This window comes from Saccharopolyspora gloriosae, from assembly GCF_022828475.1.
GTDB classification, from domain to species: Bacteria; Actinomycetota; Actinomycetes; order Mycobacteriales; family Pseudonocardiaceae; genus Saccharopolyspora_C; species Saccharopolyspora_C gloriosae_A.
Window position 1 is genome coordinate 658051 of the sequence record NZ_CP059557.1, and the last position, 21189, is coordinate 679239.

15 protein-coding genes are annotated in these 21189 nt (G+C 70.2%); 7 read left to right on the forward strand and 8 right to left on the reverse strand.

The window, feature by feature from the left end; all coding sequences use genetic code 11:
- Positions 1–122 precede the first annotated feature (122 nt).
- Positions 123–1019, forward strand: coding sequence for a LysR family transcriptional regulator (locus tag H2Q94_RS02890; protein WP_243791705.1), 897 nt, complete (start codon positions 123–125; stop codon positions 1017–1019).
- A 185-nt stretch (positions 1020–1204) separates the two neighbouring features.
- On the opposite strand, the gene H2Q94_RS02895 is transcribed toward H2Q94_RS02890, so the two are convergent.
- The 5 genes from H2Q94_RS02895 to H2Q94_RS02915 form a co-directional block, all read right to left on the reverse strand.
- Positions 1205–2770: a serine/threonine-protein kinase gene (locus H2Q94_RS02895; protein ID WP_243791707.1), complete on the reverse strand. Its 1566-nt coding sequence runs from the start codon at positions 2768–2770 to the stop codon at positions 1205–1207.
- Between the two features lie 234 nt (positions 2771–3004).
- Positions 3005–4477 (reverse strand): serine/threonine-protein kinase, encoded by a 1473-nt coding sequence (locus tag H2Q94_RS02900; RefSeq protein WP_243791709.1) that lies wholly within the window; start codon positions 4475–4477, stop codon positions 3005–3007.
- Positions 4478–4966: 489 nt separating this feature from the next.
- Positions 4967–5716, reverse strand: a complete 750-nt coding sequence (locus H2Q94_RS02905; protein WP_243791711.1) for a hypothetical protein — start codon at positions 5714–5716, stop codon at positions 4967–4969.
- A gap of 443 nt (positions 5717–6159) precedes the next feature.
- Positions 6160–7281: a hypothetical protein gene (locus H2Q94_RS02910; protein ID WP_243791713.1), complete on the reverse strand. Its 1122-nt coding sequence runs from the start codon at positions 7279–7281 to the stop codon at positions 6160–6162.
- A 203-nt stretch (positions 7282–7484) separates the two neighbouring features.
- Complete coding sequence (locus H2Q94_RS02915) at positions 7485–7805, reverse strand: hypothetical protein (RefSeq protein WP_243791716.1); 321 nt, start codon at positions 7803–7805, stop codon at positions 7485–7487.
- Between the two features lie 161 nt (positions 7806–7966).
- Between H2Q94_RS02915 and H2Q94_RS02920 the strand changes: the two genes are divergently transcribed.
- Complete coding sequence (locus H2Q94_RS02920) at positions 7967–8758, forward strand: 3-hydroxybutyrate dehydrogenase (protein ID WP_243791718.1); 792 nt, start codon at positions 7967–7969, stop codon at positions 8756–8758.
- Between the two features lie 533 nt (positions 8759–9291).
- On the opposite strand, the gene H2Q94_RS02925 is transcribed toward H2Q94_RS02920, so the two are convergent.
- Complete coding sequence (locus H2Q94_RS02925; protein ID WP_243791720.1) at positions 9292–9597, reverse strand: chorismate mutase; 306 nt, start codon at positions 9595–9597, stop codon at positions 9292–9294.
- Between the two features lie 306 nt (positions 9598–9903).
- Here H2Q94_RS02925 and H2Q94_RS02930 point away from each other — a divergent pair, with 306 nt between their 5' ends.
- The gene (locus H2Q94_RS02930) at positions 9904–12357 is read left to right on the forward strand and encodes a UvrD-helicase domain-containing protein (RefSeq protein ID WP_243791722.1); all 2454 of its coding nucleotides are present in this window, start codon (positions 9904–9906) and stop codon (positions 12355–12357) included.
- 517 nt (positions 12358–12874) lie between these two features.
- Here the strand turns inward: H2Q94_RS02930 and H2Q94_RS02935 are convergent.
- Both H2Q94_RS02935 and H2Q94_RS02940 read right to left on the reverse strand, forming a co-directional pair.
- Entirely contained in the window at positions 12875–13711 is an 837-nt protein-coding gene (locus H2Q94_RS02935; protein ID WP_243791724.1) for a class I SAM-dependent methyltransferase, read from the reverse strand.
- A gap of 163 nt (positions 13712–13874) precedes the next feature.
- A complete protein-coding gene (locus H2Q94_RS02940; protein WP_243791726.1) occupies positions 13875–14696 on the reverse strand; it encodes a M23 family metallopeptidase in 822 nt (273 codons plus the stop codon).
- Between the two features lie 560 nt (positions 14697–15256).
- Between H2Q94_RS02940 and H2Q94_RS02945 the strand changes: the two genes are divergently transcribed.
- The 4 genes from H2Q94_RS02945 to H2Q94_RS30615 all read left to right on the forward strand — a co-directional run bounded on the left by H2Q94_RS02945 (position 15257) and on the right by H2Q94_RS30615 (position 21041).
- The gene (locus H2Q94_RS02945) at positions 15257–17059 is read left to right on the forward strand and encodes a hypothetical protein (protein WP_243791729.1); all 1803 of its coding nucleotides are present in this window, start codon (positions 15257–15259) and stop codon (positions 17057–17059) included.
- Positions 17060–17634: 575 nt separating this feature from the next.
- Positions 17635–18804, forward strand: coding sequence for an ADP-forming succinate--CoA ligase subunit beta (gene sucC, locus H2Q94_RS02950; RefSeq protein WP_243791732.1), 1170 nt, complete (start codon positions 17635–17637; stop codon positions 18802–18804).
- A 3-nt stretch (positions 18805–18807) separates the two neighbouring features.
- Complete coding sequence (sucD, locus tag H2Q94_RS02955; protein WP_243791734.1) at positions 18808–19692, forward strand: succinate--CoA ligase subunit alpha; 885 nt, start codon at positions 18808–18810, stop codon at positions 19690–19692.
- A 386-nt stretch (positions 19693–20078) separates the two neighbouring features.
- The gene (locus tag H2Q94_RS30615) at positions 20079–21041 is read left to right on the forward strand and encodes a DUF5336 domain-containing protein (protein ID WP_309501120.1); all 963 of its coding nucleotides are present in this window, start codon (positions 20079–20081) and stop codon (positions 21039–21041) included.
- Positions 21042–21189: the final 148 nt, after the last annotated feature.

Genomic DNA, 21189 nt, shown 5'->3' on the forward strand with positions numbered 1-21189 from the left:
AAACGGCAGGCGGGTGATCGATGTGAGCGTGCGGCCGCGAACACCACGATCCGGGGCGATAACCATTAGCACAATCGAAATAAACTGAAGTAATACATCAGATCTGCTGTAGCATCGAGGCCATGCTCGACGCCCGCCGGATGCAGGTCCTCAGAGCCGTCGTGACCGGCGGTTCGATCAGCAGCGCCGCCACCAACCTCGGCTACACGGCATCGGCGATCAGCCAGCAGATCTCCACCTTGGAGCGCGAAGCGGGCACCGCGCTGCTGGAGAAGGTGGGACGCGGCGTTCGCCCCACCGCGGCCGGGCGGCTGCTGGCCGAACGCGCCACCGAACTGGCCGCGCTGCTCGCCGACGCCGACGCCGAGCTCGCCGACCTGCGCGCGGGGCGCACCGGCGTGCTGCGCGTCCGCTACTTCAACACCGCCGGAGTCGGGCTCATCCCGCCCGCCGTGGCGAAATTCCGCGCGGAACGGCCCGATGTGCGGCTCGACCTCAAGATGATCGACGAAGGAATCCTCGGCGAGGTGGCCACCGGCGAAGCCGACGTCGCGGTGATCGTCGTCGGCCACGACGTGCCCCGAGCACGCGGAGTCCGCGTCGAACACCTCGTGGACGATCCGTACCGCGTGGTGCTGCCGCTGGGACATCCGCTGTGCGACGAGGAACGGATCGACCTCGCCCGGCTCGCCGACGAATCCTGGGTGCTGGGCGACGCGATGCGCGCAGGACCGTGCGCGGAATCGCTGCGGGAGGCCTTCGGCGCGGCCGGGTTCACGCCGCGGGTCGCGCTGGAAACCGGCGGGGACTACTCGGCGCAGGGCTTCGTCGCCGCAGGTCTGGGCGTCGGTCTGCAGCCGCGGCTCGCGATCGGGGTGCTGCACCCCGGTGTCGTCGTCCGCGAAGTGCGCCGCCCCGAGCCGATCCGCCGCATCCACGTCGCGGTTCGCGAAACGGTGGCGGACCAGCCCGTCACCCGCTCACTGCTCACGGCCCTGGCGGAAGCCGCCGCCGTCTGAACAGCTCCCGGGATCCGATCTGCACTTGATCCGGTGTCACTGGAGTGAACGCCCCTTTGACCGGTCGCACCGGTCAAAGGAGGCGTTGATCCTCACGGCCGAGTGGAGCCACCCCTGACCGGTAGGAGCGGGATAAGGAGGCATCACCTGGAACGGGTGTGGCGGCCGGTCGCCGGGGTGCGGGCTCAGACCTGGGAGTCGCTGTTGATCAGAGCTTCGCCGTCGCGGGCCACCATGCCGAGCAGGTGCCGCTCCTTGCTGGTCTTGCCGTCCTTCTTGAACTCCAGGACCACCAGCACCTTCGAACCCATGGACTTGGGACCGGACACGATCTTCACGTCGTCGATCGACTTCCAGAACGACCGGTAGGTGTCCTTGCCGACCGCCTGCAACCCCGGCCCCAGCAGCGACCAGGACTTGTCCAGATCATCCGGCACCGACGAGTAGTAGCTCTTCACCACGTCCTCGATCTCGTCCTTCGACGGCTGCTCGTCCTTCTTGCTGGACGTCGCCGAACTGGACGTGGAGCTCGTCGTCGGCGAGGCCGAAGACGTCGGGGCCGCGCTCGTGGTCGGCGCCGTCGTCGTCGACACCGGTTCCGGAACGGGCGCGGGAGCGGGAGCCGGCGCGGGCGGAGTCGGCTGCGACTGGTCCCGCGACCCGGAACCGAACGCGCTCGCCGTCAGCACTCCCACCAGCACCGCCACCAGCAGCGCCGCCGCCCACAGCAGGATCGCCTTGCGCGACGAGCCGCCACCGGACGACTCGGCGACCGCGGGCTGGCCCACCTGAGTCGGAGGATTGCCCGCGCCGGCCGGAGCCGCCGCACCCACCCGGGTCGCCGCGGCCTCGCGTTGCCTGCCGTGCGCCTGCGGTGCGGCGGCCGGACGCTGCCAGCCGGAGGAGGGCGTCGACCCGCCGGGCAGCGGCCGTCCCTCCGCCACCGCGAGCAGCATGCTCCTGGTCTGCGCCATCGTCGGGCGGTCCACCGGGTCCGGCAGCAGCAGCTGCATCAGCGCGGGAGCCAGCGGCCCCGCCTGCCGCGGCGGCTCCACCTGGCCGCGCGCCACGCGGTGCAACAGGCTGATCGCGTTCTCATCCGTGCCGAACGGCGGCTCGCCCTCCACCGCCGCGTACAGCGTGGCGCCCAGCGAGAACACGTCGGAGGCGGGTGCCGGGTCACGGCCCAGCGCCACCTCCGGCGACAGGTAGGCGGGGGTACCGGCGAGGATGCCGCTCTTGGTGACCGCGACGTCGCCGATGGCGCGGGAGATGCCGAAGTCGGTGATCTTCGCGATGCCGTTGTCGCCGAGCAGGATGTTGCCCGGCTTGAGGTCGCGGTGCACGATGCCTGCCATGTGAGCGGCCGCGAGCGCACCCGCGACCTGCGAACCGATCCGGGCCACCGACTGCGGCGGCAGCACGCCCTGCTCGCTGAGCACGGTCGCCAGGCTCTGCGACGGCAGGTACTCCATGACGAGCACCGGCTGGCCCTCGTCTTCGGCCACGTCGAAGACCACGATCGCGTTCTGGTGCTGCAACCGGGCGGCGATGCGGCCCTCGCGCATCGAGCGCTGGCGCGCTTCCTCGGTCTCCTCGTCGGTGTAACCGGGCTGGAGCAGCAGCTGCTTGACGGCGACGGTGCGATGCAGCCGTTCGTCGACCGCGCGCCACACGATTCCCATGGCGCCGCTGCCGATGCGCTTTTCCAACCGGTAACGGCCCGTGATCAAACGGCCCTCGGCGCTCACAGGTCTCTCCTGATGCTGCAGTGGTGGCGGCTTCGACGGTACTGACCGGGCCTCCCCCAAGACCGGCTCATGCTCATCGGGTTCACGTTACTGGTGCGGTGGCTGCCGAACGCACTAGGTCTGGGTGGCACGAACCGACCCGGACGAACACGCGGACCCCGACAAACGCACCGGGCCGGAGACGCGCATCGGAAGATGCCCGTCCCCGGCCCGGTGAACGACTCACCCGGACGATCAGCCCGGCAGCCGGTACGCGGAGACGTTGCCCGATTGCGGCGAGTTCGACTCGGTCGCGCCGGTCTCCTCAGTGGAGGTCGGCTGATCGGTGCTGTCGTCGGACGTCTCGGTCGGCGCCGACTCGGTCGTGCTCGGCTGCTGCGTCGTGCTCGGCTGCGACGACGGCTGCGTGGTGGTCGGCGCGCTGGTGGTCTCCTGCGAGGTCGTCTCCTCCTCGTAGGTCTCGCTCTCCGAGGACGTCGGCGGCGGCGGCGGAGGAGGCGGCAGCTGCGGCTCCTGACTGGTCCCGGTCTGGTTTCCAGTCTGTCCCGGGTCGTTGCCACCGCCTAAGAACGCGGACGTCACCAGCACCGCCACCACCGCGGCCGCGGCCAGCGCGATACCGGAGATCACCACCGGGCGCTTGCTGCGCTTCGGCCGGTCCTCCAACGCCACGTCGCTGCGCGTATCGGCACCGCCCAGGTACGCGGTGCGCGGATTCGAATCGTGCGCCGCGTAAGGGTCCTCGTCGTAGTAGGCGACCGAGGTGCTGCCGTTGCCGTAGTCCTGCCCGACGACGCTGGTCGGCTGCAGATCCGGCCTGCTACCGCCCTCCGGGCTGATCGCGGGCGGGATCGGCGCGGCCATCGTGGGCACCGAGGTGACGGCGTTGCCGTCCGCCACCGCCAGCAGCATCTCCCGGACCTGAGCCATGTCCGGCCGGTCCTCGACGCGCACCTGCATCATCGCCATCAGCGGCTGGGCCATCGCCCCCGACTGCTGCGGGGGTTCGATGCGGCCCGCGGCCACCGAGTGCAGCAGCGCCAGGGTGTTCTCGTTCAGGCCGAACGGCGGCCTGCCCTCGATCGCCGCGTACAGCGTCGCGCCCAGCGAGAACACGTCCGACGCGCCGGTGGGTTCCTGCCCCATCGCGACGTCCGGCGACAGGTAGGCGGGCGTACCCGCCAGCATCCCCGTCTTCGTCACCTGCACGTCGCCCTGAGCGCGTGAGATGCCGAAGTCGGTGATCTTCACCGTGCCGTTGTCGCCGAGCAGGATGTTCCCCGGCTTGATGTCGCGATGCACCACTCCGGCCGCGTGCGCGGCGCCGAGTGCGGCTGCCGCCTGCGCACCGATCCGAGCCACCTCCCGAGGCGGCAACGGGCCGTGGTCGGTCATCATCGCCGCCAGGCTGGTGGAGGGCAGGTACTCCATGACCAGCACCGGCTGGCCCTCGTCCTCGGCTACGTCGTAGACCGAAATCGCATGCTGGTGCTGCAGGCGTGCCGCGATGCGGCCTTCCCGCATTGCCCGCTGCCGCGCTTCCTCGGCCTCACCCGGGTCCAGTCCGGGCTGCAACAGCAACTGCTTGACCGCGACAGTGCGATGCAGGCGTTCGTCCACACATTCCCACACCACACCCATCGCGCCACTGCCGATGCGTCGCTGCACTCGGTAGCGTCCGGCGACCAGGCGACCTTCGTCGCTCACCGACGTCTCCCCGTACTGCTATCGATGCCCGCTCGGTGCGGATTCCACCCGGACGAATCCGGATCGGCACCGCCCCGTCGGGCATCGGCGTTTTTAGCGGACCGGTTCGGCCCTCCGACAAGTAACACGTTCGTTCGCTGCGACCCGGTTCGGCCGGGGGCCGGAACTGGCCGCGGTACGGCAGCCTAGCCGACGGCTTCGCGGCGTAGACCCGAAGTCGTGAGATCCGCGGTACCGATCTCGCACCGCGCACCGCGAGGTGCCGTCGTCGATCTAATCGTTCGTGCCGCCCGAAGTGTTTCCGCAGTCCACACGCGGCGTGCTCGGCTCGGCGGCGGAGTGTGTCCGCCCCGGTCCTGCGCGTGCCGCGGGTGTCCGGTTCGTGCCGGAATGAATCCGGCGGCGGGCTCGGCGGCCACGGACGCCGGAACGTCGTTGCCGCATTGTTGTGATTCCACCCCAACGGTAGCCGGTGCCCGTTGTCCGGATTCAGCGGGGGAAGTGCTGGAGTGACAGCACTTCCACCCCGATCCGCTCCGGTCGCCCGGCCGGGTCGAGGCTGAGTCGTTGGTGCAGCACCGACCGAGAACCGTCCGGATGCGCGACCTCGACGGTGGCCAGCACCAGCCGTGTCGTCTCCGCGCGCAGCAGCAGCGGCCGCACGGTGAGCACCTCGCGCCACGGTGCGTCGCGGCCGTTCGCGGGCAGGTCCGGCGTGAGTCGCCGCCCGGCGAGCGCGGGGGCGCGGTCGAGCCGGCGGTAGAAGTCCCCGGCCGCCGCCAACGCGGCCCGCTCGCCGTCCGCGGCCGGGTCGACCAGCGCGGCCTGCGCCGCCTCCTGCGCCGCCTCCTGCGCCGCCGGGTGGTGCGCGGACCATTCCGCTTCGGTGGCGACGCCGGGCGAGAACGGTTCCGGGCGCGAGGCCGTGCGGCCGGGTTCGTCGCTCGGCGGGGAGGCCGCGCTGAGCGTGGCCGTCGCGGCCGCCGCCCCGAGCAGCAGCGTGGTGCACAGCGTTCCCACCAGGACGCGGACTCCCGGCGATTCCGGCCGGGTGGCGCTCGGCAGGTCGGTTTCGAGCAGGTCGTTGACGAGTTGTTCGGTGCGGGCCGACTCCTCCGCGCTCAGCAGGATCGGCTGCGGCACGAACCACAGCGGTTTCGGTCTGCGGCGCACCAGTTCGGCGACGGCGCCGCACTTCGAGAGGTACGGCCGGTCCAAGCAGGCGAACGCGGGGTCCACGGTGAGCGGTTCGGTGTCCGTGTCGTCGGCCGGGCCGGTCGTTCGTGCGGTGGTCGCTCGCCCGGCCGGTGCGTCGTCGGAACGTCCTTCGGGCTGCTCGTCCGGGCCGTATCGGCGCTTTGGGATCGGTGGTGCGGGCGGGTCCGGGGGCCGGGCTGTTCGGGCCTCCGGTGGTTCGTCCTGGTCCGTGTGACGGCTTCCCCTTGGTGTGGGGTTTCGGTGCCGCATCTCGGTTCGCCGAGCCTCCTTCGTCTCGCGGCCGACCGAGCGGCGGTCCCAGGTAGCCGGATCGGGCGTCACACGGCGGCTCTGGTTGCACTCCTACCTCTCACTGAGAGTGCTCGCGGGGTTCTTGAAGGGACTTCACCTGAACGAGTTTCGACGCGGGCAGGTGGTGATCCCGAACAGCCCAGACGGCCACCCTGCGTAACGTCATGTCGTGCTCAGGACGCGGCGTCGTCGGCGTAGATCCGCGGTTCCTCGCCCGAGGTGAAGCGCAGCCGTCGCCGCTGCTCGGAAACCTCGCCGTCGGCCGAGGTGATGCGCAGGGTGGTCACGGTGCTCGACGAGGCGGCGGAGACCCACAGCACCTCGATCGACGCGGCGTCGGGGTACCGAGCGGCGAACGCCGCGAAACCGCCGTCCCGCAGCCGCCCGGTCGTCATCGCGTACGCGGCCTGGAGATCCCCGCTGCGCACCGCCGCGAAGTAGTCGCCGGAGCGCGCCGCCACCACCTGCGGATCGGTCAGCGTGAGCAGCTCGTCGCGGTAGGTGATCATCGGGGACGGTCGCGGCTCGGTGGACGAAGGTTCCAGGGGAGGAGCGACCCCTGCCGGGGATTCGCCGGTGGCGGAGGGCGGCGCTTCGGTCGGCGACACCGCCGCGGAGTGCACCGGTCCCGGTAGCGGGTGGTTGAGCGGGAACGGCGGCTCCCCTTGCCGCGGCGGGTGAACCGACGTGGAGGTCGACGGGCGGACGGACGGTGCGGGCGGCTCGGCGACCAGGCGTTCCGGAGCGGCATCGGGGAACTGCGTGGCGCGCGGCATGCCGGGTAACTGCAGGCCCTCGATCGAGGTGGTCGGGCCGACCAAGGTCGCCGCGACCAGCAGGAGCCCGCTGAACACCGCACCGGACGAGGCCACCGCGAACCACGCGGCACGCCGCGACGAACGCGGCGGCGTGACGGACGCCGGCACCATGCCGAGGTCGAACTTGTGCAGCCCGCCCACGGGTGCGGTGTCGCTGAACGGATCAGTGCCGGGAGGGTCCTCGGCGGGAGCTTCGGGCGGCTCGGCGGCGCTCACCGAGACCGCCGACCGCAGCGGCGGGAGCGGACCGGTGCCGGGGAAGTCGAATCGTCCGGTGTCCGCGGAACAGGCGCTCACCGCCCGGATCCGATGCGGGCCGGCGCCCGGAGCGGGCTGCTCGATCAGCCCGCCCCAGCTGATGCTGCGGCTGGAGCCGGACGGAACCGGCCACGACGGGACGGGACGATCAGCGGTCTGAGCGCCGGTCTGCACCGGCGCAGAGGTCGCCGCCGGACGAGGCACCGCCGAAGGGGTCATGGTCGGGGAGGCTAGGCAGCACCACCCGTCTCGCGCGTCACACGAGCCGGTGATTGCCGCAAGGAGCACCCGAACGAGTTACAGATTCCCCCGAATTCATCTTGCGGAACCGTGAGGAAGCAGGTCGCCGGGCGGTCCGCTCCGGCGTGGAGCGGACCGCCGCGTTCACTGCGCGATGGCCACCTGCCGACCCCGGTGGACGATCAGTAGTCGTTGTTGCGGAACTTCGACTGGCTCGTCTGCAACGCCTTGAGCGAAGCCGCGCCACCGCCCGCACCGAGCAGCATCGCGAACACGTCAGCGCCCCAATCTCCACCGAGGGCGATCAGCAGGCCCAGCACCGTGACGCCGACGGTCGCTCCCGCGACCGGCAGGCGCTTGCGCGCGAAATCGACCACGGGCTGACCGCCGGGCCGCTTCTTCGCCGCCGAGGTCAGCATTCCCAGATAAGCCCCGTGCCCGACGGCGGCGGCCACCGCCACCAGAGTCACGAGCAAAGCGACGATCCCGATGAGTGCACCCATGTCACCAGTCTGCCCTCTCCGGAGTCGGTCCGGTATGGGTGATTTCCCGGAGGCCCTCGCCGGGCAAGTTCGCCGCCGAGCTGGGATTGCGCCGCGGGACGGGCAAGTGGTTGTGCCGATCCACTGGATTGGGATCGGCATCACGCATAAGTTCTCAGGCTATGAGTGATCGCCCGGCTGGTTCCCCTGCTCCTGGCCGCCCGGACCCGTACTCCCTCGCAGGCAAACGCGCGGTCGTCACCGGCGCCGCCAGCGGCATCGGCACCGCCGCCGCCCGCCGCCTCGCCGCAGGCGGCGCCACCGTCATCGTCGTCGACCGAGAAGCCGAAGCCGTACAACTGATCGCCGAGGAAATCGGCGCCGAAGTCCGAATCGTCGATCTCGAAGACCCCGAGGCGGCCGCACCCCTGGGCGAGTACGCCGACATCGTCGTCAACAACGCAGGCCTGCAACACGTCGCGCCCGTGCACCAATTCCCGCCGGACACGTTCACCAAGCTGCTGAAAGTGATGCTGGAAACCCCGTTCCGGCTGGCCCGCGCCGCCCTGCCGGGAATGTACGAACGAGGCTGGGGCCGCATCATCAACATCTCCTCCGTGCACGGGCTGCGCGCCTCCCCGTACAAGAGCGCCTACGTATCCGCGAAACACGGCCTGGAAGGCCTGTCGAAGACCATCGCGATAGAAGCAGCGGGCTACGGAGTCACCTCCAACTGCATCTGCCCCGGATTCGTGCGAACCCCACTGGTCGAACGCCAAGTGGCAGAACAGGCAGAACTCCACAGAGTCCCGGAAGAACAGGTCGTAGAAGACGTTCTCTTAGCCCGAACCCCGGTAAAACGCCTGGTGGAACCGGACGAGGTAGCCGATCTCATCTACTGGCTGTGCGGCCCCAACACCGCCTCGGTAACCGGCTCCTCCTTCCCCATGGACGGAGGCTGGACCGCACACTGACCTTCACGGCGGGAAGCCTTCCCGGGCTTGGCGTGTGGGCGGGGGTTTTAGAGCCTTCCCCGGCTTGGCGTGTGGGCGGGGGTTTTAGAGCCTTCCCCGGCTTGGCGTGCGGGGCGGGTTTTAGGGCCTTCCCGGGCTTGGTGTGTGGTTGGTGTGGTGCGTGGAAGGTCGTCTTTAGTGATTACTTCCAGGGCTCGTTTGTCTGAGGTGTCCGGGTAGCGGAACCTCAGCGGCCTTCTCGCTGCGGGATCCATTTCTCATGTATGTCCGATACACAGCGAAATGGCTGTCCTCGCGAGAAGGCCGCTGAGAACCCGCCGGTGGTCGTTTTGCGTGGGTGGGCTATGCGCTGACGCGCATCCAGGCACGGCCTTCGGCCGCAAGGCACGGCTTCGCCGCAAGGCACGGCTTCGCCGCAAGGCACGGCTATCGCCGCGAGGCACGGCCTTTGGCCGCGAAGCACGGCTATCGCCGCGAGGCACGGGCTTCGGCCGCAACGAAGTGAAGGGAGTGCGCCCACACGTCGAGCCTCGTCAGTGCCCGAGCCGCCCCCGGCCCAGGCGGAGGAGGATCATGGCGAGTTCTCGGCCTTCTGGTCCCAGGTCTCGGTAGCGGGCGAGTACGTCCATTTCGCGGTTGTAGACGATTCGGGGGCCGCCGTCGGCCATTCTGGCCTCGCCGACCTGGCGGGAGACCTCGGCGCGGCGCTTGATCAGGCGGAGGATCTCGGCGTCGAGGTAGTCGATCTCCTCGCGGAAACCGGAGATGGCCTCCGTGGCCGGACGCGTGGCGTCGGTCGGTTCGGGCTGGTTCTGGTCACCGTCCACAGCGGCGTTCATGACTCGTCCTCCGAATCGGCCCCACCCCGGACCGGACATGTGAAACGCCCCGAGTCCGAGGACTCCGGGGCGTCGTAGTGGTGTGCGCTCACACGGCTACGGGCGTCGGAATCCCGGTCCGCCCGTAGTAAAAGTTCGCGCAGGAGATGCGCTTCCGCGTCAGCACGTCGCCCAGTCTGCCACAGCCCGCAACCCATCGGCCATCAGCCGGGAGGGTTCTCCCGGTGGATGGGAACGGTCGTCGGGGATCCGGCACCCGGGCGCGAGCGGGGAGCTGTCGGGGGCGGCCGGTAACGTGGATCGGCGATGAGCACCCTCTTCGATCTCCCGCATGACGGTTCCTCCGAGTCCGGTTCCGGCCCGGCGGGGCACGAACCGGACGCCCTGCTCGCGGGCCTGAACTCGCAGCAGCGCGATGCCGTGGAGCATTCCGGTTCGCCGCTGTTGATCGTCGCGGGCGCCGGGTCCGGCAAGACCAGGGTGCTCACCAGCCGCATCGCGCACCTGCTCGCGCAGGGCGTGCACCCCGGCCAGATCATGGCGATCACCTTCACCAACAAGGCCGCCGCGGAGATGAAGGAACGCGTCGGCGACCTGGTGGGCCGCCGGGCGAACGCGATGTGGGTGTCCACGTTCCACTCGATGTGCGTGCGGGTGCTGCGCCGCGAGGCGAAGACGCTGGGGTTGTCGTCGAACTTCTCCATCTACGACTCCGACGACTCGAAGCGGCTGATCACGATGATCGGCCGGGAGCTGGAGCTCGACTCGAAGCGCTACCCGGCGCGGACCCTGTCGATCCAGGTGTCGAACCTGAAGAACGAGCTCGTCACGCCGGAGGAAGCGGCCGAGCGCGCGGGCAACGACATGGAGCGCAAGGTCGCCCAGGTCTACGCCGCTTACCAGCGCAGGCTCGTCGACTCGCAGGCCATGGACTTCGACGACTTGATCATGCGCACGGTCGACCTGCTGCGGGACCACCCGGACATCGCCGAGCACTACCGGCGCCGCTTCCGGCACGTGATGGTCGACGAGTACCAGGACACCAACCACGCGCAGTACGCACTGGTCCGCGAGTTGGTCGGGACCGAGGACACCGAGCTGGGCACCCCGCCCGCGGAGCTGTGCGTCGTCGGTGACGCCGACCAGTCGATCTACGCGTTCCGCGGCGCGACGATCCGCAACATCGAGGAGTTCGAGCGCGACTACCCGCAGGCGCGCACGATCCTGCTGGAGCAGAACTACCGTTCCACCCAGACGATCCTGACCGCGGCGAACTCGGTGATCCGCCGCAACCCGAACCGCCGGGACAAGCGGCTGTGGAGCGAAGCGGGCGATGGCGCTCCGATCGTCGGCTACGTCGCGGACAACGAGCACGACGAGGCGGCGTTCGTGGCCGGCGAGATCGACCGGCTCGTCGACGACGGCGAGGTCACGTTCAACGACATCGCCGTGTTCTACCGGACCAACAACCAGTCCCGCGTCTTCGAAGAGGTCTTCATCCGCCTCGGCCTGCCCTACCGCGTGGTCGGCGGCGTGCGGTTCTACGAGCGCCGCGAGGTCCGGGACGCGCTGGCCTACCTGCGGGTGCTGGACAACCCGGACGACACGGTGAGCTTGCGGCGCATCCTCAACGTGCCCAAGCGAGGCATCGGGGATCGGGCGGAGGCGGTCGTCGCCGCGCACGCCGATCAGCAGCGGATCTCGTTCGCGGCGGCGCTGCGGATGGCCTCGCAGAACCGGATTCCGGCGTTGGCGACCCGCGCGCAAAAACAGATCGCCGGGTTCGTGGCGCTGCTCGACGAACTCGGCGAGATCGCCCGCGAATCCGATGTGGCCGAGGTCCTCGACAAGGTGCTGGAACGCACCGGCTACCGCGGTGAGCTGGAAGCCAGCGACGACCCGCAGGACGCGACGCGGGTGGAGAACCTGACGGAACTGGTGACGGTGGCCAGGGAGTTCATCGAGGCCCGCGCGCCCCAAGCCGGGGAAGTGGCGGCCGATGCCGCCGACCCGTCGGCGGAGGCCGTGGTGGCCCCGCCGGAACCGGCCGTGGAGGACACCGAGGAACAGGCGCTGGGCCTGCCCGCCGACGACTCGCTGTCGGCGTTCCTGGAGCGCGTGTCGCTGGTCGCTGACGCCGATTCGCTGCCGGAGTCCGGCGACGGCGTGGTCACCTTGATGACCCTGCACACCGCGAAGGGCCTGGAGTTCCCGGTGGTGTTCTCCACCGGCTGGGAAGACGGGATCTTCCCGCACATGCGGGCGCTGAGCGACCCGGCGGAGCTCGCCGAAGAGCGCAGGCTCGCCTACGTGGGCATCACCCGCGCCCGGCAGCGGCTGTACTTGTCGCGGGCGTTGATGCGTTCGGCGTGGGGCCAGCCGATGACGAATCCGGCTTCGCGGTTCCTCGGCGAGATCCCCGAGGAGTTGCTGGACTGGCGCCGCATCGAACCGGAGCGCTCCGCACCGCAGGTGCGCAGCACCTGGGGCGGGCGCAGCGGCTTCGACCGGGGAGGTTCGGACTCGGCGCAGGCGTCGGTGGCGGCGCGCGGGCTGCGCAGCACCGGGGCGCCCGGCTGGAAGGACACAGTGTCGATCAAGCTGGACGCCGGGGACCGGGTGACGCACGACAAGTACGGCCTGGGCACCGTCCTAGCCACCGAAGGCGAAGGGCCGCGCGCCACAGCGACGATCGACTTCGGCAGTGCGGGAACAGTCCGCTTGATGCTCATCGGCAGCGTTCCACTTACTAAGCTCTGAGCTGGTTTTGCGGCTCTTTTTGCTTGGGTGGTCGGGTGGCGGAACCTCAGCTGTCTTCTCGCTGCGGGATCTTTTTCCCTAGTGGCTCCGCCACGAGGGAAAAAGCTGTCCTCGCGAGAAGACAGCTGAGAACCCGCGGGTGGTCGGTTTTTTGACGTGGGCTATGTGCTTCGCACATCCAGGCACGGCTTCGCCGTAAGGCACGGCCTTCCGGCCGCGAGGCATGGCTTCGCCGTAAGGCACGGCCTTCGGCCGCGAGGCATGGCTTCGCCGTAAGGCACGGCCTTCGGCCGCGAGGCATGGCTTCGCCGTAAGGCACGGCCTTCGGCCGCGAGGCATGGCTTCGCCGTAAGGCACGGCCTTCGGCCGCGAGGCATGGCTTCGCCGTAAGGCACGGCCTTCGGCCGTGAGGCGGGTGGGGCTTCGCTCGCCCTTTGCCGCACCTAGGGCACGGCTTCGTCGCGAGGGTTGTTTTGCAGGTTTGCGGGATGCGTCGTCGGCTGTGTGGAGTCGTCGTTCAGCGGGTTGGGCTTGTTCGGTCGAAGTGCATGGAGAGGATCAGGGCGAGGTCGCGGAAGGCCGGGATTTTGCCGAGTGCTCGTACCAAGGTGCGGTAGGCGGGTTCGAGCCGGTCCAGGCCGGGCAGGTCGAAGAACGTGCGCTGCCGGTCCAGCAGCAGGCCCGGGACCGCCCGCTCCAGCTCGGCGCCGCTGCGCACTCCCCAGGTCAACCGGGCTTTGGCCGCGCGCACAACTCGGTTCACCACGGCCCAGCGCACTGCCAGCGGGCTGTGCACGTCGCAGATGAGGTGGCCGCTGGGGAAGTGCTCGGTGATCCGACGCAGCAGCGCGATGCCTTCAGCGGGCTCCAGGTACATGGTGAGGCCTTCGGCGATCACCAGGGCGGGCTTGTCGGCGGGGACGTCGCGCAGCAGGTCCGGCGCGGTCACCGAGGACGCGATGGTGTGGTGGTGCTCCCGCCCCGGGTAGATCCGGTTGCGGAGTTCGATCACCTCGGGGAAGTCGACGTCGTACCACTCGACGCTCGGCGGCGGATCCAGCCGCCGTCCGCGGCTGTCCAATCCGCAACCGAGGTGCAGCACTGTGACATCGGGATTCGCGGCCAACCGCTCGGCGGTGAGGTCGTCGAACGCGCGCCCGCGTATCGCGATGGACAGCGCGTCGTCTCCGCGCAGCCCGGTCGAGTCGAAGTCGTGGTCGATGCGCCGGACCGCCTCTTCGGCGTACGGGTCGTGCAGCACCGGGTTCGCGCTCCGGCTGTGCAGCGCCCGGCCGTAGAGAGTGGCGAGCATGGTGGCGCGGGTACCGGTGAAATCCGCCTTCTCCAACGGCATGCGAGGCCCTCCCCAGAAGCGATGTGCGGGCGACTGGAGGAAACCCTGCGCTTCTTCGCGCTCATCCGCGAGGAGATATGCCCACGCTCACGGGGAAAGGCGAGCTGGACGGAGCCGAACGGGGCGGACGGCCGTTGTGCAGCCGGCCATCCGCCCCGGTGGATCAGCTGACCTCGACGCCGCGGGCGCTCAGCCAAGGCATCGGGTTGATCTTCTTGCCGCTGGCGTTCCACACCTCGAAGTGCAGGTGGGTGCCGGTGGAGAAACCACGGTTGCCCATGGTGGCGATCTGATCGCCCGCCTTGACCTTCTCGCCTTCGCTGGCGGTGATGGTGTTGACGTGGCCGTAAACGGTGATCGTGCCGTCCTCGTGCTGCACGCGGACCCACATGCCGAAGCCGCTGGCCGCGCCCGCTTCGATGACCACGCCGTCCTGGGCGGAGACGATCGGGGTGCCCTTGCTGTTGGCGATGTCGATGCCGTAGTGCGTGGTGCCCCAGCGGCCGCCGAAACCGGAGGTGAAGGAGCCTTCGGCGGGCTTGACCACCTTCGGCCGCTTGGCCTCTTCCTCGGCGGCGATCCGCTCGGCTTCTTCTTCCGCGCGCTTCTCGGAGATCCGCTCGCTCTTGGCGAGCTTCTCGACCTCGGAGCTGCTGTCGGCCTTGGTGACCGGCAGCATCTCGGGCGCGGGCGCGGAGCCGCCCATGCCGCTGCCGGAATCATCGGTCGCGGCGGTGCCGAACGAGGCGGCGGCATCCTGGCCGGAAGCCAGCGGGGTGATGCCGTCCTGGTCGGGTGCGGGCTCGCCGCTGGCCATCGACTGGCCGGCCGCGGCGAAGGCTCCTGCGGCGACGGCGGCGACGACCAAGCGTCCGCGAATGACTGACGGTGGGGTGGAGAACCGCCGCTGGCGCTGATGCGGGGGATCGTGCGGGGACGACTCCTCGGCGATCGGGGCGCCGCCGGGGGAGCGGTGTCGAGACAAGGCCTGCCCTTCCGTCTCGGGGAGTCCGTCACTGGCTCCCGGACGGGGTTCCGGGGCGCCGGTCGGGGTAACCGGCAAGTCGTGATCGGACCGTGACAACGGACCGGGGGACAGTAACCAGGCTGATCCCCTAGGGGCAAATCCCGATCAGTGGCCGTTCGCTCACGCACAGTGTCGAACAGGAGGTCGGCGGGCTCGGTGGCGCAAGGTGAAACCGCGATCCGGGTGGCGTTACCGAGTGGCACTGCCTGCCGGTTCGTGATCGAGGAAGACGCTCCCATTTGGACTATGGAGACGGGGCGGTTTCGCTTCGCCCGGTAATGAGACACGCCGGAATGTGGTGCAAGTCACAGTAAAAACAACGCAACGCACCCAACCTTGATGACCCTTACGGGATCTCAAGTGGTTCAAGTGCGCCGTGCGCCCCGGTTATTCCCGGCCGCGCGAGACAGGCGATCACGAACACAACCGCCGCCGGTGGCCGATCCTCCGCGACCGTCCGTAGCGGGTCCGCAGATCCCCAAGGGGAAACCGGTCGATCGGTTGCTAGCGTCGGCGCGGTGAGCGCACGGCCCGATCTCCCGTTCGAAACTTCGGAGGCGCAGATGAGCCGTCCGGCGGCGCCCGAACCCGTCGGCCCCCCGGCAGGTCTCACCGCGGCGATCGCGTTGTCCGCGCTCGGTGCACTGCTCACCGGGCTCGCCCCGCTGCTGAGCCTGGTCACGCCCGACATGCCCGCGGCTTTCCCGGCCTGGCCGGTGCTGCTGCTCCTGGCGCTGATCCCGGCCGTGCTCGCCGGGCTGTCCCGGCGCGCACGCCCCGCCGTGGCCGCCGCCGTTCTGCTCGGCCCCGCGGTGCTCGCGCCCGGTCGGCTGGTGCACGACGCGCAGCTCGTCGTCGACGCGGGCCTCGCCGCCCGGCCGGAGCTGCTGCTGCCGGACACGCTCGACCCGCTCGCCCCGGCCTTCGGAACCTGGGTGCTGCTCGCCGGGCACCTGCTCACCCTCGGCGCGGGCGTCCTCGCGCTGATCGCGGGGCGCGGGCTGTTCGACCACGCGGGCGGCACCTCCTTCGGCGGTGATCCCTTCAGCGGACTTTCCGTCAGTGACGGCTCGTCCGACGACTCCTCCGGCGCGGCCGGAACGACTTCCGCCGCCGGAGCTCGCAGGCAGGGACTGCTCGCGCTGGTGCTGTGCGTGACCGCCGTCGCCGCGGTCGGCCTGCTGATGGGGCCGTTCACCTCCGACGACCCGTACCTGCTGGCCAAGTCCGCGGTGGACGCGCCGGTCGCCGTCGCGGTCGGCAGCCTGCTGCTCGCGCTCGCGGTGCCCGCGGCCGCCGCGTTCATGGCCGGGGCGACCGATCCGGAACTGGTGCGCGGCGGACTGCTCGGCCTCGCCGCCGGACTGGCCGCCGCCGTGGTGCCGCCGCTGCTGGCGGTGGCCGTGCTGCCCCGGCTGCAACTCGGCTGGGGACCGGTGCTCGGCCTGGCAGGGGCCGTCGCGCTGGTGGCGCTCGCAGTGCCGGGCGGGCGCAGCCCCGACCGCGACCGCAACGACGTGGCGTTGCCCGCGCTGACGAAACTGCTGCGGACCTCGGGCGGGCTGTCGCTGGCCGCCGGGGCGCTCGCGATCGCGGCGGCGCTCCTGCCGCACCTGGAGATGCCCAGCTGGGTCGACGATCCGTCGCTGTACCCCGCGCGGCTGCTGTGGCCCGGCGGCATCGTGCTGGTGCTGCTCGGCGCGGGCCTGCTGGTGCCGCGGACCGCCATCGCGCTGCGCCCGACGCTGACCGTGGCGTGGGCGACGCTGCCGCTCGCGGGCGCCGCCGCGCTGGACACCGTGCTCACCTCCACCCAGGTAGCGGGGGCGAGCGCCGGACCGGGCGCCTGGGCGTCCGGGGCGGCGATGGCGCTCGCGGTGCTCGCCGCGATCGTGGCCGCGCTGGCGGGCGGCGTGGAACGCGACGACGTGGACCTCACCGAGCGGGACTGGCGGCCGGTGGTGGCGGTGCCCGCCGGGATCTCGGCGCTGCTGGGACTGGCGGCGGTCCTGCTGCCGGTGCTCGCCGCCCCCGACTACACCGCGCCGGGCGTGTTCACCGAGTTCGGCACCACCTCGTGGGGCCTGATCGGGGCCGGTGTCGCGGTGCTGATCGCCGCGGTGCTCGCCGCCCGCAGCCGTCCCGCGCGGGCGGTCGCACTGCTCGTCGGTGCCGCGCTGGTGATGGCGGTGCGCGCGCTGGAGTTCCCGCTCACCGCGGGCCGCACCGAAGGCGGCACTCCCGCGCTCGGACTGTGGTTCGCGATCGCGGCCGCCGTGGCGCTCTTGATCACCGCGGCCCTCGCCGCCCGCCGAGACTGAACGCCTTTTCGCGAGGAATCGAACGGTCCCGTACCCGGTGGATCCGGCGCTCTTCCGGCTCATCCTGGCCGATAGCGCCGTCCCGAGGTGCGGCGGTAGTCCAAATTGCGGCGGTCACGCTGCCTGCATCGGCGGTGGACTAGGGAGCCAGGGAGCTCGCGGTGTGGGGCGTCCCCCACGCGGTGGCGACACCGCAAGGGCAAGTGCCGGCGCCAGGGAGCTCATCGGCGGGGAGGCCTGCCGTGGGGGCGGGGGGGCGACCGGTTCCGAGTCGGCCGCCGCGAGGTGGACGAGGCGAACCAGCCGGTTCGACTCGCTCCGGCGGAATCTCACCGGGCCGGAAAAACCGGCGAAATTGTGTTCTGCGTCCCCTTGACGGCCCCCCAAGGGGTGTTCCGTTCGTCACTCAAGCGGCTCATCCAGCGGTTTCAACCCGGCGAAATAGCCGGTCTGGATGCATTCACCTGCGGCGATCGGGCCAATGGGGTGAGCCAGTTCACCGGGTGCGGCGCACCGGCGGTCCTCGCAGGTCGCTATCGTCGCCGAGTCCGACACCGACGTCGCAGGAGAGTCGAGTGGACCTGTACGAGTACCAGGCGAAGGAACTCTTCGCTTCCCACGGAGTGCCGACGCTGCCCGGTTCCGTGGCCGTAACCCCCGAAGAGGCCAAGGCAGCCGCCGATGAACTCGGCGGGCCCGTGGTGGTCAAGGCCCAGGTGAAAACCGGGGGCCGTGGCAAGGCCGGCGGCGTGAAGCTGGCGGAGACGCCGGACGAGGCCCAGACCAAGGCCGAGGCGATCCTCGGTCTGGACATCAAGGGTCACGTGACGCGTCGTGTGCTGATCACGACCGCCTCTGACATCGCCGACGAGTACTACTTCTCCTTCCTGCTCGACCGCGCCAACAGGAACTTCCTGGCCATGGCCTCGGTCGAGGGCGGGATGGAGATCGAGGAAGTCGCCGCGACCAAGCCCGAGGCGCTGGCGCGCATCGCGATCGACCCGATTCAGGGCGTGGACGCCGCTAAGGCCCGCGAGATCGTCGAAGCCGCCAACTTCCCGGCCGAGGTCGCCGACCAGGTTGTCGACGTGATCGTCAAGCTGTGGGAGACCTTCGTTTCGGAGGACGCCACGCTCGTCGAGATCAACCCGCTGGTCAAGGACCCGCAGGGCAAGATCATCGCGTTGGACGGCAAGGTCACGCTGGACGAGAACGCAACGTTCCGGCAGCCGCAGCAGGCGGAGCTGGTCGACGCCGAGGCGGAGGACCCGCTGGAGGCGAAGGCCAAGGCCAAGGGCCTCAACTACGTCAAGCTGGACGGCGAGGTCGGCATCATCGGTAACGGTGCCGGTCTGGTCATGTCCACGCTGGACGTGGTGGCTTACGCCGGTGAGGCGCACAACAGCGTCAAGCCCGCGAACTTCCTCGACATCGGTGGCGGCGCGTCCGCCGAGGTCATGGCCGCCGGGCTGGACGTCATCCTCGGTGACAACGACGTGAAGTCGGTCTTCGTCAACGTCTTCGGCGGGATCACCGCCTGCGACGCCGTGGCCAACGGCATCGTGCAGGCGCTGAAGATCCTGGGCGACGACGCCACGAAGCCGCTGGTCGTCCGCCTCGACGGCAACAACGTCGTGGAAGGCCGGCGCATCCTGGCCGAGGCGAACCACCCGCTGGTCACCTTGGTCGACACGATGGACGGCGCGGCCGACAAGGCCGCCGAACTTGCTGCTGCGGGGGCGTGACCCATGGCCATCTTCCTCAATGACAACAGCAAGGTCATCGTTCAGGGCATCACCGGGTCCGAGGGCACCAAGCACACCGCGCGGATGCTGAAGTCGGGCACCAACGTCGTCGGTGGTGTCAACGCCCGCAAGGCCGGGCAGACCGTCGAGATCGAGGGCAAAGAGCTCCAGGTCTTCGGCACCGTCGCCGAGGCGATCAAGGAGACCGGCGCCGACGTGTCGGTGCTGTTCGTGCCGCCGAAGTTCGCCAAGGACGCGGTCGTCGAGGCCATCGACGCCGAGATCCCGCTCGCCGTGGTCATCACCGAGGGCATCCCGGTGCACGACTCGGCGTACTTCTGGGCGCACGCGAACGCCACCGGCAACAAGACCCGCATCGTCGGGCCGAACTGCCCCGGCGTGATCTCGCCCGGCAAGTCCAACGCGGGCATCATCCCGGCGGACATCACCGGCCCGGGCAAGATCGGTCTGGTGTCGAAGTCGGGCACGCTGACGTACCAGATGATGTACGAGCTGCGGGACATCGGTTTCTCGACCGCCGTCGGCATCGGCGGTGACCCGATCATCGGCACCACGCACATCGACGCGCTCCAGGCGTTCCAGGACGACCCGGAGACCGAGGCGATCGTGATGATCGGCGAGATCGGTGGCGACGCCGAGGAGCGGGCCGCGGACTACATCAAGGCCAACATCACCAAGCCGGTGGTGGGCTACGTCGCCGGGTTCACCGCGCCGGAGGGCAAGACGATGGGCCACGCGGGCGCCATCGTGTCCGGTTCGTCGGGTACCGCTGCGGCGAAGAAGGAAGCTCTGGAGGCCGCCGGCGTCAAGGTCGGCAAGACCCCCAGCGAGACCGCGAACCTGATGCGCGAGATCGTCAAGGGCTGATTTCTCTTTTCCACGACCGGGGCCGGGCACCTTGTTTGGTGTCCGGCCCGGTCATTTCGCGTCCGGAATCGCTGCATCGGACGAGGTCAGCGGGTGTTCCGCGGTCGCGTTTCGGTCTGTTGCGGTGAACTTCTCCACAATTGCCAACCAGAGGTACTCGCAGTCGCGGTTCGCTGCTCATGAGCCTTGCCGGTGCGGTGGCCGCGTGGCCGGTGACCGGGGTGAACGGGCGGAGTTCGGTTCGGTGCGGGCACTTCGGGCGGATGACCACGGACGGTCCTGCCCGTTCGGCGACTGAATCACAGTCCGATACCGTTTCGAGTGTCACTCTTCCGAGATGACACTTGCGTTCTCCTGACCCTCGGCGAGGAGGAGTCCTCTCAATCATGTCCACGCCCTACGGTGCGCCCCCGCCCCACCAGCAGGCACCTCCGCACGCAGGGCCTCCTCGTGCGGAGACGCCGCAGCCCGGTGACGCGGGCGGCACCGACCTCAAGTCCATCCTGCCGCTCGTGGCCGCGGGTGCCGGGCTGATCGCGTACGTCCTCGGCTTCTTCGACCCGGCCGCCGTCGGGATCATGACCGGAACCGCCGGGCTCGCGATCATCGGGACCGCCGTGCTGATGGGGCTGCGGAAGCTGCCGAAGACCCCGAACACCCTGGTCGCCGCAGCCCCGCTCGCGGTCTACGGCCCGCTGGCGCTGCTGCAGGCCGTGGTCGGCGGAGTCGCGGGCAGCGTCACGATCGGACAGCTGGTCCTGGCTCTCGTGCAGGCCGCCGCCGTCGTCGTGCTGGTGCTGGCCGACGCGGAGGTCGTCACGTTCTCCGGCGGCGGCAAGAAGCCCGAACCGCGTGGGCGTCAGCAAGGTCCGAACACCGGCCCGTTCCCGCCGCTCGGCGGTCCCGGTCAGCCAGGTCCGGGCGGCCCCGGCGGCCAGCCGCCGTTCGGGCAGCAGCCCGGCCAGCCCCAGCAGCCGTGGGGTCCGCCGCCGGGGCAGCCCGGTTACGGCGGACCGCAGGGCGGTCCCGGTCAGCCGCCGCCCGGCGGTCCCGGCCAGGGCGGTCCCGGGCCGGGCGGCCCGGGGTATCCCGGCCAGAGCGGCCCTGGTGGTCCTGCTCAGCCGCAGGGCGGTTACGGCCAAGGGCCGGGCGGCTACGGCGGCCCCGGCGCTCCAGGCGGCTACGGCGCTCCTGGTCAGCAGTCGGGTGGCCAGCAGCCGGGCGGCCCGGACAGCCCCGCGAGCGGATCGCCCACCGGCGACCCCGGCCCGGTCTCCGGCCCCCAGTCGCAGGTCCCCGACGGCCCCGAAGGAACTCGGCAGATGCCGTACCCGGGTTCGTCGAGCTGACCGAGGAGGCGGCCGCACAACGAGAGTTGTGCGGGCGTCCGGGCAGCGGAACCTCAGCGGTGGCCGCTGACAAAACGAGGTCAACACTCGAACTGGAAGAGTGCCGAAGGGCGCCGACCGCATTCGCGGCGGCGCCCTTCGCGTGTTC